At 74.1% G+C, this 14,798-nt stretch carries 16 protein-coding genes; 8 read left to right on the forward strand and 8 right to left on the reverse strand.

What is annotated here, in order from left to right; all coding sequences use genetic code 11:
* Positions 1-27: 27 nt before the first annotated feature.
* A complete protein-coding gene (locus tag ACZ56L_RS22705) occupies positions 28-159 on the reverse strand; it encodes a hypothetical protein (RefSeq protein WP_471065872.1) in 132 nt (43 codons plus the stop codon).
* 211 nt (positions 160-370) lie between these two features.
* Here ACZ56L_RS22705 and ACZ56L_RS22710 point away from each other — a divergent pair, with 211 nt between their 5' ends.
* The gene (locus ACZ56L_RS22710; RefSeq protein ID WP_345219572.1) at positions 371-568 is read left to right on the forward strand and encodes a hypothetical protein; all 198 of its coding nucleotides are present in this window, start codon (positions 371-373) and stop codon (positions 566-568) included.
* Positions 569-624: 56 nt separating this feature from the next.
* Here ACZ56L_RS22710 and ACZ56L_RS22715 read toward each other — a convergent pair whose 3' ends face one another.
* Positions 625-1,092, reverse strand: a complete 468-nt coding sequence (locus tag ACZ56L_RS22715; RefSeq protein ID WP_345219573.1) for a DedA family protein — start codon at positions 1,090-1,092, stop codon at positions 625-627.
* Between the two features lie 302 nt (positions 1,093-1,394).
* On the opposite strand from ACZ56L_RS22715, the gene ACZ56L_RS22720 reads away from it, so the two are divergent.
* The 3 genes from ACZ56L_RS22720 (at position 1,395) to ACZ56L_RS22730 (ending at position 3,421) form a co-directional block, all read left to right on the forward strand.
* Positions 1,395-1,676, forward strand: coding sequence for a DUF3253 domain-containing protein (locus tag ACZ56L_RS22720; RefSeq protein WP_401760050.1), 282 nt, complete (start codon positions 1,395-1,397; stop codon positions 1,674-1,676).
* A gap of 152 nt (positions 1,677-1,828) precedes the next feature.
* Positions 1,829-2,377 carry an EF-hand domain-containing protein gene (locus ACZ56L_RS22725; protein WP_468689602.1) on the forward strand — a complete coding sequence of 183 codons (549 nt, stop codon included), beginning with the start codon at positions 1,829-1,831 and terminating at the stop codon, positions 2,375-2,377.
* Between the two features lie 210 nt (positions 2,378-2,587).
* Positions 2,588-3,421, forward strand: a complete 834-nt coding sequence (locus ACZ56L_RS22730; protein WP_345219576.1) for a mechanosensitive ion channel family protein — start codon at positions 2,588-2,590, stop codon at positions 3,419-3,421.
* A gap of 49 nt (positions 3,422-3,470) precedes the next feature.
* On the opposite strand, the gene ACZ56L_RS22735 is transcribed toward ACZ56L_RS22730, so the two are convergent.
* From ACZ56L_RS22735 to ACZ56L_RS22750, 4 genes are all read right to left on the reverse strand, one after another.
* Positions 3,471-3,791: a DUF6401 family natural product biosynthesis protein gene (locus ACZ56L_RS22735; RefSeq protein ID WP_401760057.1), complete on the reverse strand. Its 321-nt coding sequence runs from the start codon at positions 3,789-3,791 to the stop codon at positions 3,471-3,473.
* An 85-nt stretch (positions 3,792-3,876) separates the two neighbouring features.
* Positions 3,877-4,341, reverse strand: coding sequence for an MSMEG_6728 family protein (locus tag ACZ56L_RS22740; RefSeq protein WP_471065876.1), 465 nt, complete (start codon positions 4,339-4,341; stop codon positions 3,877-3,879).
* 44 nt (positions 4,342-4,385) lie between these two features.
* A complete protein-coding gene (locus tag ACZ56L_RS22745) occupies positions 4,386-5,546 on the reverse strand; it encodes an alkaline phosphatase PhoX (RefSeq protein WP_345219579.1) in 1,161 nt (386 codons plus the stop codon).
* A gap of 119 nt (positions 5,547-5,665) precedes the next feature.
* On the reverse strand, positions 5,666-6,574 hold the full coding sequence (locus ACZ56L_RS22750; RefSeq protein WP_471065878.1) for a DUF7916 family protein: 909 nt from the start codon (positions 6,572-6,574) through the stop codon (positions 5,666-5,668).
* 348 nt (positions 6,575-6,922) lie between these two features.
* Here ACZ56L_RS22750 and ACZ56L_RS22755 point away from each other — a divergent pair, with 348 nt between their 5' ends.
* The 3 genes from ACZ56L_RS22755 to ACZ56L_RS22765 all read left to right on the forward strand — a co-directional run bounded on the left by ACZ56L_RS22755 (position 6,923) and on the right by ACZ56L_RS22765 (position 10,838).
* Complete coding sequence (locus tag ACZ56L_RS22755) at positions 6,923-8,098, forward strand: metallophosphoesterase (protein WP_471066282.1); 1,176 nt, start codon at positions 6,923-6,925, stop codon at positions 8,096-8,098.
* Between the two features lie 615 nt (positions 8,099-8,713).
* Complete coding sequence (locus ACZ56L_RS22760; RefSeq protein ID WP_471065880.1) at positions 8,714-9,919, forward strand: cupin domain-containing protein; 1,206 nt, start codon at positions 8,714-8,716, stop codon at positions 9,917-9,919.
* Between the two features lie 16 nt (positions 9,920-9,935).
* Positions 9,936-10,838: a sucrase ferredoxin gene (locus ACZ56L_RS22765; RefSeq protein WP_471065882.1), complete on the forward strand. Its 903-nt coding sequence runs from the start codon at positions 9,936-9,938 to the stop codon at positions 10,836-10,838.
* Here ACZ56L_RS22765 and ACZ56L_RS22770 read toward each other — a convergent pair.
* On the reverse strand, positions 10,816-12,162 hold the full coding sequence (locus ACZ56L_RS22770; RefSeq protein WP_401760069.1) for an APC family permease: 1,347 nt from the start codon (positions 12,160-12,162) through the stop codon (positions 10,816-10,818). The two genes, ACZ56L_RS22765 and ACZ56L_RS22770, sit on opposite strands and share 23 nt — an antisense overlap.
* Before the next feature lie 222 nt (positions 12,163-12,384).
* Entirely contained in the window at positions 12,385-12,867 is a 483-nt protein-coding gene (locus ACZ56L_RS22775) for a DUF6314 family protein (RefSeq protein ID WP_471065884.1), read from the reverse strand.
* Positions 12,868-12,986: 119 nt separating this feature from the next.
* On the opposite strand from ACZ56L_RS22775, the gene ACZ56L_RS22780 reads away from it, so the two are divergent.
* Positions 12,987-14,714, forward strand: a complete 1,728-nt coding sequence (locus ACZ56L_RS22780; protein ID WP_471066285.1) for an alpha-glucosidase — start codon at positions 12,987-12,989, stop codon at positions 14,712-14,714.
* Positions 14,715-14,798 lie beyond the last annotated feature (84 nt).

Consider the following 14,798-nt stretch of genomic DNA (forward strand, 5'->3'; position numbering starts at 1 on the left):
ATCACGAGTTCCCGTCCATGCGTTCCGTCACCGGTTCCTGCGCCGCACCAGCAGCGTCACCAGGACGATCGCGAACACCACGAAGATGATGACGAACACCGTCGCGCCCGTGCCCGACGTCCACATCCTGGCCAACTCGACAGACGACTGTGCCTCCACGCTGCGCCTCCTCTCCCCGGCACGTGCCGGGGCCGCCGTGCAGTGCGGGTGCCCCGGGCCCGGGACGGTATCCCCGTACCTCCCCGTGCCGCCGTCGGGCCGGCGCGGGAGGCCGAACGGAGGCCCCTGCCGCCCATCGCGGTTCACCCGGCGGTGTGCGGGAAGAAGTGCATTCCGCAGGGTGCCCGCCGGCCGGGCGCGCGGAAGCGGTATGGGAGGACTTGTGCACGATCTCGGTTTCTTCTACCTGGTGGAACGGCTCGCGGTCCAGACACAGGACGGCCGCGCTCGGCCGACGGGCCGCACGGGCGTGGCCCGGGGACTGCGCAACGGCTGGGTGCCACTGGCCCTCGCCGGAGCGGTGGCGGCGGCCACGGGCGTCGCGGCGGCACGCGCCCGGCGCACCTGAAGGGCCCGCACGGCGCCGGCCGCGCTCCGCGCGGGCGGCCGGGGTGACACGTGTGGTCAGGGTTCGTCGGTCGCCCGTGCCGCGTTCCTGCGGCGGTGCACCACGAAACCGGCCGCCAGGAGCAGCAGGGCGGCGACCAGGCCCACGGCGAGGGCCGTGTTCTCGCTGAACAGCTTCCCCAGCACCTTCAGCGCGCCGACGCCCACCGTCGCGTACACCAGCGCCCAGGCCGCTCCGCCGAGGAACAGCGCCGGCAGGTAACGGGGCAGCGGCATGCGCATGGTGCCCGCCAGGAAATTGGCGGCGGTCTGGAAGCCGACGGTCAGGAACGAGACCGCGACCACGGGCGCGCCCCACCGCTGGATCGCCCGCTCGACCCGCTGGAACCTGGGCGCGGCCATCCGCTCGGCGAACCTGCTGCGCTGCGCCCCGGCGTGGGCGAGCCGCCCGACGGCGTACGTCCCGCCGGCCCGCAGCAGGACGATCACATAGAGCCCGGCCGCCGTGAGCATGACCTCACCCATGACGAGCCGCCCTCGGGGGCGCGTGCTGCATAGAGAGGCCTTCCTACGACCAGGAACCACCGCCGGCTGACCCTGCAAGGTTAAACGAACGCTTGTGCCCTGAGGGCCGGGGGCCCGGCGGCGGCGGAGGGGCCTGCCGGTCCGCTTCGGCCCCGGACCGCGGCCGACGTCAACCTCCCTGCGGGCAGGCCCGGTTGGCGGCTCTCCGGCGCGTGGAACGGTGCATGCCGCAGGGGTGGTTCGCCAGTTCGGCGGAGGAGTTCCAGGTGGGCGGTGCTGACCGGGCGGGCGACACTGGCCGCATGACCGACGACGTGCCCGAGGACCCGGAGCTGGACCGGCGGCTGGAGCGCGCCGTCCTGGACCTCCTCGACAGCCGGGACGCCGCGGCGACGATCTGCCCCTCGGACGCCGCCCGGGCGGCCTTCGACGGCGAGGGCGACGGCTGGCGCGCCCTCATGGAACCCGTGCGCCGCGCCGCCCGGCGGCTGGTCGCGGCGGGCGAGGTGGAGATCACGCAGGGAGGCCGCCGGGTCGACCCGGACACGGCCCGCGGCCCGATCCGCGTCCGCCGCCTGCGCTGAGCGCGCGGCGGCCGGTCCGCGCGGTCAAGGCGGCGGCCCCGGGGTACCGCCATCGTGTGCCATCCACTGACCCGTTCGTGTCCCGGGGCCCGGTGGTGACCGGCGGACGCCCATCCTGCTGGAGTCGACGCACGACCCTCGGGAGGCCTTCCATGACCGCTGACGCGATCGGACTCAAGTACGACCGCATGTTCGACATGCTCGATGTGGATCTCAACGGAGTGCTGGAGGAGCAGGACTTCGTCACGCTCGCCCGGTCCATCGCCCGCGCCACGGGCGTGGGCGACTCCTCGCCCAAGGGGATGACGCTGGTGCTGGAGCGGCAGCGCTGCTGGGCCCTGCTGCTGGAGCACGCCGACGCCGACGGAGACGGGCGGATCAGCCGGGAGGAGTTCCACCGGGCCATGTCGGGCGCGTTCGGCGACCCCTCGCTGCTGGAGCGCAACTTGCGGGACGGGCTGCACGCCGAGTTCGCCGCGATCGACGCCGACGACGACGGGGTCGCCACGGTGGAGCAGATGTCGGCGTTCCTCACCGCCTGGGGCCTGGAGCACGAGGTGGCGTGGGCCTCGGCGACCGGCCTCGACCAGAACGGCGACGGCTGGATCACCCGGGACGAGTACGTGGCGGGCTGGAGCGACTTCCTGCTGGACGAGGACGCCCAGGCCCCGGGCAGCACCCTGCTCGGCGCGGTCGCCTGACCCACCGCGCACCATGCGGCCCCGCCCCCGCGCCGGTCCCGCCCGCCGCGGCGGGGCCGGCGGCTCGGCCGGGTCCGCGGGGGGCGGGCATCCGCCATAGGGCTCGTTCGTCCCCCGAATGGCGCTGCCCCGGCTTCCACGAGGGGCGGACCGGACCGTTCGTTGATAGGCACGGAGCGGAGAAGTGCCGTATCGACGGAAGGTCTGATCGTGCTTTCATCCCAGATCGTGGCCGCTGCCACGTTCCCGTCCCCCGGGGACCTGGCGCTCGCGGTGGACTTCCAGCAGGGCGTCTCCGACGCCTGGTCCAAGGTCGCCCAGTTCGTGCCGAAGCTGGCCGGATTCCTGGTGATCATGCTGGTGGGCTGGTTCGTCTCGAAGATGATCGCCAGGGTGCTCGACCGGGTCCTGCGCAAGGTCGGCTTCGAGCGGCTCAGCGAACGGGCCGGCTCCGCCAAGATCTTCGACAACTCGAAGTACGACGCGACCTCCCTGGTCAGCAAGGTCGTCTACTACGCGCTGCTGCTGGTCACCCTCCAGCTCGCGTTCGGCGTGTTCGGCCCCAACCCGGTCAGCGGCATGATCGACGGCATCGTCGCCTGGCTGCCGAGGGCGCTGATCGGCCTGGTGCTGGTGGTCGTGTCCATGGCCATTGCCAACGCCGTGCGGGGCATCGTCTCCGGCGTGCTGTCGGCCGCCTCGTACGGGCCGATGGTGGCCCGTGTCGTCTGGGCGGTCATCGTCGCCCTCGGCGTGATCGCGGCCCTCGGCCAGGTCGGCATCGCCACGACCGTCACCCAGCCGGTGCTGATCGCCGCGCTGGCGGCCGTCGCGGGCATCCTGATCGTCGGTGTCGGCGGGGCGCTGATCCAGCCGATGCGCGACCGCATCGAGGGCTGGATGGACACCGCGGAGGCCGAGACCGGCCGGGTCCGGGCCGCCAAGGGCTCCGACAGCGCACGCGAGGGCGCCTACCAGTCGGGCCGCGAGGACGCGCTGCGTCACCAGCCCGTCGTCAACCCGGAGCGCGTCGACCCCATGTGACGTGCGCCCCGGACGCCCGGCCCCGCTCGGGGCCGGGCGTCCGGGCACGTCAGGGGGTGCCGCGGCGCGGAGCGACGAGGCGGTGACGCCGGACGAGGTACGTCAGGGCGGTCAGCCGGCACACCGCGTAGTCGTACGCCACCGGCTCCCGCCAGTCGATCTCGGTCAGCGCGTCGACGAAGCCGAGCGCGTAGTCGGCGAGCGCCTCGCGGTCCGGGGCGGCGGGCTCCAGGCCCGCCGAACGCGCCCCGAGCCGGTCGCGGATCTCGGCGGCGTGCTGATCGACCGCGGCGGCGAAACCGGGCTCGAAGGAGAATTCGGCGAACCGCGCCTCGTAACCGGCGCACACCGTGGTCAGAACACAGGACATAACCCCGCGAGCGTACAGGACCCCCCGCGCGGCCCCGGCCCCGGCCCGGGCCGCCGGGCCCCCCTCCGGCCGAAACCCCCGGCCTTCAGGCGCGGTCGGACGAGGGCCACACGTACGGCAGGTCGTCCGGCACGTCCGGGAAGAGGCCCCGGTAGAGCTCCGGGGCCTTGCGCACGAGCGCGGACCGGTGGCTGCGGTGGAACGCCTCGTCGCCGAGCCAGGGCGGCAGCTCCCCGGCCGCCGCGAGGTCCCGCTGCTCCCTCGGCGGGCCGCCGGGCCGCCACGCCAGGTAGTCCCGGACGAGGGTGGCGGCGCAGGTGTCGGCGCGGTCCCCGGCGGTCCACACCGCGCAGACGTCCAGGCCGTACCGGACCAGCGCCTCCTCGTACCCCGCCCACATCCGCACGGCCGGGTGCCGCCGCCACCCGTAGCCGGGCACGGTGAGACCGCGGAACACCTGGAGGGTCTCGACCCGCTGCTTGCCGAGCCGCCGTGCGTCCAGGACGGCCGCCGTGTCCGAGAAGCCGGGATGCGTGAGAAATGTCTGCATCCCGGATCCCTACCCGCTCCGGCGGTTTCCGGACCGCGGGCCGGTCAGGTGCGGAAGGGGCCGGTCACCTCGTAGGTGATGCCCCCGGAGGAGCTGCCGCTCGTACCGCGCTGGCTGGAGAAGTACAGCCGCGAGCCGTCCGGGGAGAACGCCGGGCCCGTGATCTCCGAGCCGGACTGGCCGGTCAGGCGCAGGAACGGGGCCACCACGTTCTCCCGGGTGATCACGCAGATGTCCATCGAGCCGCCGTCCTCCGCGACGAACAGGTCGCCCGAGGCGGTGCCGGTGATGTTGTCGACGCCCGTCAGCGGGGCGCTCCCGCCGGTGACCAGGGAGTCGTCGTAGGCCAGGGCGAGGGTGGAGGCGGCGGCGTCGTAGCGCCAGACCCGGTTGTCGCCCTTGGTGGTGAAGTAGCAGACGCCGTCCGCGTAGTAGCAGCCCTCGCCGCCGTCGAAGCGCTTCGCGCCGGAGACCTGGCTGCGGGTGGACTTGGACGCGCCGGACGGGTCGGGGACCTTGGCCCAGGTGACCGGACCGCTGGTGCCGGAGCCCATCTTCAGCACCTCCAGCCGGCCCGAGGCCAGGTTGCCCCAGGTGGAGGGGATGAAGCGGTAGAAGCAGCCGTCGGAGACGTCCTCGGTGAGGTAGATGACCTTGCGGTCGGGGTCGGCGGCGGCCGCCTCGTGCTTGAACCGGCCCATCGCGTCCCGCCGCACCGCGCTCTTCACACCCCACGGGTCGGTCTCGTACACGTATCCCCGGTCCACCTCCTCGCAGGACAGCCAGGTGTTCCACGGGGTCTTGCCGCCCGCGCAGTTCTGCCGGGTGGAGGAGAGGATGCGGTACGCGCCGGTGATCGCGCCGGTCGACGAGAAGCGGATCGCGCCCGCGCCGCCGGACGGTTCGACCTCCGAGTTGGAGACGTAGATCCAGCCGGTGCCGTCGGCGTAACAGGCGCCGCCGTCGGGGGCCGGGTGCCAGGTGTACGACGTACCGGCGACCTTCTGTCCGGTGCGGGCGACCACGCGGCTGCGGAACCCGGCGGGGAGCCGGACGCCGTTCGCGTCGGCGCTGCCGAGCGCCCCGTAGGGACCCGCGCCCGGCTGCGCCGGGTCGGCGTGGGCGGCGCCCAGCCAGAGGGAACCGCTGAAGGCGGTCGCGGACGAACCGATGACGGCGGCACGCAGGAAGGTACGTCGTTCCATGGGCGATCACTCCAGGTTCCGGGGCCGGTTGACAGCCCAGAACCTAGGGTTCCGGGATTGCCTGCACGGCAACGCGTCCTGAACGGCCGGGAAAGAGAGCGCGCGGACCGGGACCGCCGTCAGCGGGCGCGGCGGCCCGAGAGGGCCATGCGGTTCCAGGTGTGACGGCGGCCCCGGACGGCGACCGAGTACGCGTACATGACCTCGGGGTCGCACATGCCGGGGAGGTAGGAGTCCCCGAAGTGGTGCGCGTCGAACCCGGCCTCCTTGGCGTTCAGGGCCAGTTGCGGCACCACGTCGGCGTGGCTGCCCTCCTGGCTGGTGCCGATGGCGCCCATCACGACCGCCCCGGCGTCCTGCACCGCGGCCACGGCCTCGGCGGCGAGCTCCCGGGTCACGCCGGGCAGGGTCCCGGGCAGCGGCATGACGACCCCGTCGGCGCCCGCGTCCACCAGGGCGGTGAGCCGCGCGGTGGTGACCCGCTCCGGGTGCCCGGCGTGGTGCATCTTGCCCGACCAGAGGGCCGCGTCGTCGCCCAGGCCGGTACGCAGTTCTTCGGTGACCCGGGCCATCGCGTCGAAGGACCCGCCGGTGCCAGGGTTCGCGGTGATGCAGAGCATGGCCGCGCCCATGTCGACGAGCCGCTTGGCGTACTCGGGCCTGGCCCGCCGGATCTCCGGCACGTCGCCCGGCTCCAGGTTGACGCCGATCGGACGGCCCACGACCCGGGCCAGCTCGGTGAAGGTGCTGAAGGTGCCGAGTCCGGGCAGCGTCAGCCGCTCCCCGTCCCAGGCGCGCTCGATGAGGTTCAGCACGACGACGTCCGCGCCGAAGGCGGCCACCAGCTCGGCGTTGTGCACGCCCCGGCCGTCGGGGTGCGGGGAGAGCGCGGCGCGCTCCGCGAAGACCTCGGCGACCATGGTCCGCCCCTCGGCGGCGGCCACCGCCCGGGTCAGGGCCCGCCCGCGCAGGGCGGCGAGCTGGTCGCGGTCGAGATCGAGGATGCGGGGTTCCGGGGCATTCGTCATGGTTCCACCGTAAGAGCGCGGATGCTGTCGGGTGCCGGACCTTTCGGAGGTGAACGGGGGGACTTCCGGCCCGAGGAGGGGGGAGGAGACCGGTCATGGACGGCTGCGGGCTCGCGCGAACGGACCGGCTACAGTGCGCGCGACGGCAGCCAGGCCGTTCAGGGCCGTTCAGGGAGGGAACCGGTGACCGAAACCAGCGCATCCCGATCCGACGACACCGCAGCGGCCGGTGCCACGCCCGCCGGTGCCGCGTCGGCCAGCAACACGTCCCCCGGTACCGCGTCGGCCGAGCACGCGTCTCCCGGCACCGCGTCGGCCGACGCATCGCACGCCGCAGGCCCCGGCGGGTTGCAGCGTCTGATGCGGTACCTGCCCCTCATCGCGCCCGTGCTCCTGTGGGCCGTGCCCTGCTGGCTGCTGCTGTACGCGGGCCAGCACTGGCCGTTCCCCGTCACGCTGACCGGCACCGTCCTGTGCGCCGCCGGCCTGGTCGGCATGCCGGTCGCGATGGTGCGCGGTCACGGCAAGCGGCAGCGGGACCGGGCGGCGATCGTCGGGGACACTCTGCTGGGCGCCGTCTGGGTCCTGTTCACCTGGTCCGTGCTGCTCGGCGTCCTGCTGCGGCTCGCCCTGACCGTGACCGGCGTCGGCGACGGCCAGGACCGGGCCAGGACCGTCACCTGGGCGACCCTCGGCATAGCCGTCGTACTGCTCTGCTGGGGCTGCGCGGAGGCCCGCCGGGTCCCCCGGGTGCGCCGTCACGACGTACGGCTCCCGCGCCTGGGCGCCGGTCTGGACGGCACGCGCGTCGTCCTGATCACCGACACCCACTACGGCCCGCTCGACCGCGCCCGGTGGTCCGCACGCGTCTGCGAGACGGTCAACTCCCTGGAGGCCGACCTCGTCTGCCACACCGGGGACATCGCCGACGGCACCGCCGAACGCCGCCGCGCCCAGGCCGCCCCGCTCGGCACCGTGCGGGCCTCCCGGGCCCGGGTCTACGTCACCGGCAACCACGAGTACTACAGCGAGGCCCAGGGCTGGGTCGACCTGATGGACGAACTGGGCTGGGAGCCGCTGCGCAACCGCCACCTGCTGATGGAACGCGGCGGCGACACCCTCGTCGTCGCCGGCGTGGACGACGTCACCGCCGAATCCTCCGGCCTCGCCGGTCACCGCGCGCACCTCGCCGGGGCGCTCGACGGCGCCGACCCCGGGCACCCCGTCCTGCTCCTGGCCCACCAGCCCAAGTTCGTCGACCGGGCGGCGGCGGGCGGCGTCGACCTCCAGCTCTCCGGACACACCCACGGCGGCCAGATCTGGCCCTTCCACCACCTGGTCCGCCTCGACCAGCCCGCCCTCGCGGGCCTCACTCGCCACGGCGACCGCACCCTGCTCTACACCAGCCGCGGCACCGGCTTCTGGGGACCGCCCTTCCGGATCTTCGCCCCCAGCGAGATCACCCTGCTGGTCCTGCGCTCCCCGGGAGCCGCCGTCCCCACCGCCGAGGCCCCGGCCGGGTGATCCACGGTCCGGGCCCGGCCACCGGAGTCGACGACGGCCGGTGCGGGGGCCCCGGAATCTCCGGTTGCCGCCGGGACGGGAGTGGGCGAGCTTGTGAAGGGTACTGGGAGCCGAAGACGAACATCATCCGGCCCTCAGCAGGTATCCCCGACGCGCAGGAGGAAGCATGACCCACCACGACCAGGACCCCAACCAGACAGAAGGTCCCGCGGACGGCGGAGCCGCCGGCACCCCGGGTGTGCATGACGGCGGTGCGGACGGTGGGGCCGAGGGTCCCGCGGACGGTGGCGCCGCCGGTACTCCGGGTGTCCATGACGGTGGCGCGGACGGTGGGGCCGAGGGTCCCGCGGACGGCGGTGCCGCCGGTACTCCGGGCGTGCACGACGGCGGTGCGGACGGTGGGGCCGAGGGTCCCGCGGACGGCGGTGCCGCCGGTACTCCGGGTGTCCATGACGGTGGCGCGGACGGTGGGGCCGAGGGTCCTGCCGACGGCGGTGCCGCCGGTACTCCGGGCGTGCACGACGGTGGCGCGGACGGCGGGGCCGAGGGTCCCGCGGACGGCGGTGCCGCCGGTACTCCGGGTGTGCACGACGGCGGAGCAGACGGCGGGGCACGTTGAGCATCGGTTCCCCCGACCTCCAGGACACCGCGGCCGACCACGGCCGCGGTGTCCTGGAGTCGCGTCTGATCAGCCTCGACCCGGCCGACTTCGCCCGCGACGTCTGGGCCCGCACCCCCCTCCTCACCCGCCGGGCGAGCGACTTCTCCGACCTCTTCTCCACCGCCGCCGTGGACGACCTCATCGCCCGGCGCGGCCTGCGGACCCCGTTCCTGCGGGTCGCCAAGAACGGAACCACCCTCCCCGACTCCGCCTTCACCGCCCCCGGCGGAGTCGGCGCCACCGTCGGCGACCAACTGGACGACACGGCCCTGTGGCGCGCGTTCGCCGACGGAGCCACCCTGGTCCTGCAAGCGCTCCAGCGCACCTGGCAGCCGCTCACCGACTTCACCGCCCGCCTCGGCACCGAACTGGGCCACCCGGTGCAGGCGAACGCCTACGTCACCCCGCCCCAGAACCGCGGCTTCGACGCCCACTACGACGTGCACGACGTGTTCGTGCTCCAGATCGCCGGCACCAAGCGCTGGGTCATCCATGAGCCCGTCCACCCCGACCCGCTCCGCGACCAGCCCTGGACCGGCCACCGGGCCGCCGTCGCCGAAGCCGCCCGGGGCGAGCCGGCCATCGACACCCTGCTGGAACCCGGCGACGTCCTCTACCTGCCCCGGGGCTGGCTGCACGCCGCCGAGGCACAGGGCGAGGTCTCCGTCCACCTCACGCTCGGCGTGCACAACTGGACCCGCCACGCGCTGGCCGAACAACTCGTCTCCTCCGCCCTGGAGCTGCTGCGCGACGACCCCGCGATGCGGACCTCGCTGCCGCTGGGCGTGGACGCGCCCGACGACGAACTCGCCTTCGTACGGGAGCGGCTCGCCGCCGCCCTCGCCGCGAGCGATCCCGCCCCCCGGTTCCACCGCGCCCGCAGAAGCCAGGGGCGTCCGGAGCCGATGGGCCCGCTGTCCCAGCTCGCGGCCACCGAACAGCTCGCCGCCGACACCTCGGTCCGTCTGCGCGGAGCGCTCGCCGCACGGCTGGAGGGGCGGCGCCTGAACACCCGGGCCGGCTGGCTGGACTTCTCCGAGCCCGAGCTGCCGCGCGTACGGCGACTGCTCGACGGCGGGGAGCACACCGCGGACGAACTCGGCCGGGAACTGGTCGTACGACTGCTGCGCGCGGGCGTCGTGGTGCCCGCGACGGGTTGACGCGGGCACCCGCGCGATGACGACGACGCCACCGCCCCGCTTCTCCTGCGCGGACGCCGCCCGCCGGCGCGGCGACGCACTGGCGGGCACCGCGCCGTACGGCTCGATCTGGGTTCTCGTCGAGTACCACGGCGGCTGGCCCGCCAACGGCTTCGACGGCCTCGCCCTGGAACCCGCGACCAAGGCCCGCGTCTACGCCGCCGCCCAGTCCCTGCGCGCCCGCATCCTGCTGATCCGGCGCCACGGCCGCCGCCGGCCCGACGCGCCGCGCCGGTGGGCGGTCCTGCACGGGGAGCCCGACGGCGCCCACCGCCAGCGGTGGGGCACCTGGCAACGCGACGAGGACCTCGCCGCGATCGCCGACGCCCTCGTCGCACCGGGCGAAACCGGACACCCACCCGTCCTGCTCGTGTGCACCCACGGCGTGCACGACACCTGCTGCGCGGTGCGCGGCCGCCCGGTGGGCCGGGCCCTCAGCGAGCGCTGGCCCGAGCTGGTGTGGGAGTGCACGCACGTCGGCGGCGACCGGTTCGCCGCCAACGTCCTCGTCGCCCCCGACGGCGTGTACTACGGCAATCTCGACGCCGGTACGGCCCCCACCACCGTGGAGGAACACCTCGCCGACCGCATCCACCCCGCCCACCTGCGCGGGTACACCGACCTCCCGCCGGCGCAACAGGCCGCCCTCTCGGCAGTGCTGCACCGGGCCGGTCCCGCGGGCCGCCACGCGTACACGGTGCAACGCGCCACGCGCGACGGCGACCGGTGGTCCCTGCGCATCGCGGGCCGCGCGCCGGGCCTGTCGGCGTACGACGTGGACGTACGGTCCCAGCGCACCCCGGCGCTCCGGCTCACCTGCAACGGACGGGCCCCCAGTTCGGCCCTCACCTACGAGATCACCCGCCTGCGCCCGGTGTGACCCCCCGACGGCGCTTGCGGAACGCGGCGAGCGCCCCCAGCGCGCAGCCGACGGCCAGCACGACGAGCCCCCTGAACCAGACCTCGCCCTCGATCTGCGTCGCGAGCAGCACGCACGACAGCGCGCCGAGCACCGGCACGGCGGTCGGCGCCCGGAAGTGGTCGTGGTCGACCCGGTCGCGCCGCAGCACCAGGAGCGAGGTGTTGACGAGGAAGAACACGACCAGCAGGAGCAGCACCAGGGTGGAGGCGAGTGTGTCCACCTGGCCCGTCAGCGCCAGCAGCAGCGACAGGGCCGTCGTCGCGCCGATCGCCGCCCACGGGGTGCGCCGCCGGGGCAGCACCCTGGTCAGGAATCCGGGCAGGAGCCCGTCCTGCGCCATGCCGTACGCCAGCCGCGACGACATGATGCCGGTGAGCAGCGCCCCGTTCGCGACGGCCACCAGGGCGACGACGCTGAACAGTTCGGTGGGAACCGCGCCCGCGGCCCGGACGACTTCGAGCAGCGGCCCGCTGGACCGCACCAGCTTCTCGGTCGGCACGGCGGCGGCGGCCGCGGCGCCGACCAGCGCGTACACCGCGCCCGCGGTGAGCAGCGCCCCGAAGAGCGCCCGGGGAAACGAACGCCGGGGATTCAGGGTCTCCTCGGCCACGTTGACGGAGGTCTCGAACCCGACGAAGGAGTAGTACGCGAGCACCGCACCGCTCAGCAGGGCCGCCACGGGCCCCTTGTCGGCGGTGCCCAACTGCGTCAGCCGCCCCAGGTCGCCGTCGCCGCGCAGCACGATCCAGGCGCCGAGACCGATCACCAGCAGCAGCCCGCCCACCTCGATGACCGTGGCCACCACATTGGCCCGGGTCGACTCGCTGATGCCGCGCGCGTTCAGCAGCGCGAGGGCGACCAGGAACACCACCAGGACCAGCACCAGGGGAAGGGTGACGAACTCCGCCAGGTAGTCCCCGCCGAACCCCCGGGCCAGCGCGGCCACCGACACGATTCCGGCGGCCAGCATGCAGAACCCGGCGACGAACCCGAGGAAGGGCCCGTACGCCAGCGTCGCGTAGTGCGACGAACCACCCGCACGCGGGTACTTGGTGGCCAGCTCCGCATAGGAGGCCGCGGTCAGCAGCGCCAGGCACAGCGCCGCGACCAGTGGCGCCCACACCGCGCCCCCGCTGTCGGCGGCGACCTGCCCGACCAGCACGTACACGCCCGCGCCCAGGACGTCGCCGAGGATGAAGAAATAGAGCAGCGGCGTGGTCAGCGCCTTCTTGAGTGCCGCCGGGGACTCGGAGGTCCCGGGCCGGTCGGATGAGGAAGTCACGCACGGCCGTATACCCGCTGAGCTGCGGTTGTCCCGGTGCGGCGGGAAAGCGATCGGCCACCTGGCCGCCGCCCCCGGGTGTCGGCCTCCGGGGCGTCCGGCCGCGCCCCCCGGGCAGCCACCGGCCCGCCCGCGCACTCCGGATGTCCGCCGGTCCCGACCCACGCCTCTGACACACGCCTGTGCCGCACGCCTCTGCCGCACACCGAGGGGGAGGGGCCGTCAGCAGCCCGTGTGCCGCCGCTGGTAGACCGACCGCAGCAACTGGTCCTTGGCGGGGCCGGTGACCCGCCACTCCAGCCGCCACTCGTCCGCCGAGCGGACCGTGAACGTGCCCTCGTACCGGTCCGCGGCGCACGGGTGCACGGTGTGCCAGCGGCCCTCACGCAGGTCGAGGTCGTGGAAGGGCCTGCCGTCGGCGAACTCCACCTCCGCCGTCCCGTCGCCGCGCGGGCGGAGCCGCAGCGTACGGCCGGCCGGGAACGTCCTGCCGTCCCAGTCGAGCCGGCCCTCCTCCACGTGCGCGAGCGTCCCCGCCCCGTCGGCGGCGCGGAAGTCGGCCGTCCCGGAGAACCGCCCCTCCGCGCCGCCCGTCAGGTCGCGGACGACGCGCTCGACGCTCCAGCGGCCGACGAGGTAGGCAGCCGCGTCGGCCACCGGATACCGGCGGCCCGCAGAGGACTGGGACGTACGCTCACGGGGCATCCGCCCATTGTCCCGCGCCGGCGGGGTGCGGACGCGGGCGGTGCGGTCGGCGACCGTGGCGAGGGCATGTCCCGGAGCGAACACCGGGACCGAGGAACACCAGGAGGTACGTCGTGCCCATGGACGAGGACGGACCCGGCCGCGCCTGGTGGAGCCGGGCGGTGGTCTACCAGATCTACCCGCGCAGCTTCGCCGACTCGAACGGGGACGGCGTCGGCGACCTGCGCGGCATCACCGAGCGCCTCGACCACCTGTCCCTGCTCGGAGTCGACGTCCTGTGGCTCTCCCCGGTCTACCCGTCCCCGCAGGACGACAACGGCTACGACATCAGCGACTACCAGGACATCGACCCGCTCTTCGGCACCCTCGCCGACTTCGACCGGCTCCTGGCCGCCGTCCACGAGCGCGGCATGAAGCTCGTCATGGACCTGGTGGTCAACCACACCTCCGACGAGCACCCCTGGTTCACCGCCTCCCGCGACGGGGGCCGGGAGGGAAGCAAACGCGACTGGTACGTCTGGCGTCCGGCCCGCGACGGGAAGGAGCCCGGCGCCCCGGGTGCGGAGCCCAACAACTGGGGCTCCTTCTTCACGGGCCCGGCCTGGACGTACGACGAGAAGAGCGGCGAGTACTACCTGCACCTGTTCTCCCGCAAGCAGCCGGACCTCAACTGGGAGAACCCCGAGGTCCGGCAGGCGGTGTACGCCATGATGCGCTGGTGGCTGGAGCGGGGCGTCGACGGCTTCCGCATGGACGTCGTCAACCTGATCTCCAAGGCCCCCGGGCTGCCGGACGGCGTCGTCCCCGAGGGCGCCCGGTACGGGGACGGCAGCCCGTACTACGTCTGCGGCCCGCACGTCCACACGTACCTGGCGGAGATGCACCGCGAGGTCTTCGCGGACCACCCGCGCGGGCTGCTGACCGTCGGCGAGATGCCCGGCGTCACGGTCGAGGAGGCCCGGCTGTTCACCGACCCCGCCCGCCGCGAGCTCGACATGGTCTTCCAGTTCGAGCACGTGGGCCTCGACCAGGGCCCCGGCGGCAAGTTCGACGTCCGCCCGCTGGAGCTGGCCGACCTCAAGGCGAGCCTCGCACGCTGGCAGACCGGCCTGGGCGACACCGGCTGGAACAGCCTGTACTGGAACAACCACGACCAGCCCCGCGCCGTCTCCCGCTTCGGCGACGACAGCCCCGCCCACCGCGAGCGCTCGGCGAAGCTGCTGGCCACCGTGCTCCATCTGCACCGCGGCACGCCGTACGTCTACCAGGGCGAGGAACTGGGCATGGCCAACGCCCCCTTCGCCTCCCTCGACGACTTCCGCGACATCGAATCGCTCAACCACCACCGCGAGCAGTCCGCGCTCGGCGTCGACGAGGAGCGCATCCTGTCCGGGCTGAGGCACCGCGGACGGGACAACGCCCGTACGCCCATGCAGTGGGACGGCACGCGCCACGCCGGATTCACCACCGGCACCCCGTGGATCGCGGTGAACCCCGACCACGCGCACGTCAACGCGGAGGCCCAACGCGCGGACCCGGACTCGGTGTTCCACCACTACCGGCGCCTCATCGCCCTGCGGCACACCGAACCCGCCCTCACCCACGGCGACTTCCGGCTGCTCCACCCGGACCACGAGCAGCTCTACGCCTTCACCCGCCGCGACGCCGCATCCGGCACCGAGCTGCTGGTCCTGGCGAACTTCGGGGCGACCGACCTCACCGTCGACCTGCCCGAGGGCTGGGAGCAGAGCCCGACCCTCCTCACCAACGTCCCCGGGGACGCGCTCGGGGGCGCCCCGGACGTGCTGGGCCCCTGGGAGGCCCGGGTGCACCGCCGGACCATCTGATTTCCGGCTGATTCCGGCGGCGGGGTCCCCGGGGAGCGGCCGGGGCGCGCGTCACCCGCCCGCTGCCCCGGGGAGGCCCGCCGG

Source organism: Streptomyces sp. NPDC039736, from assembly GCF_055596485.1.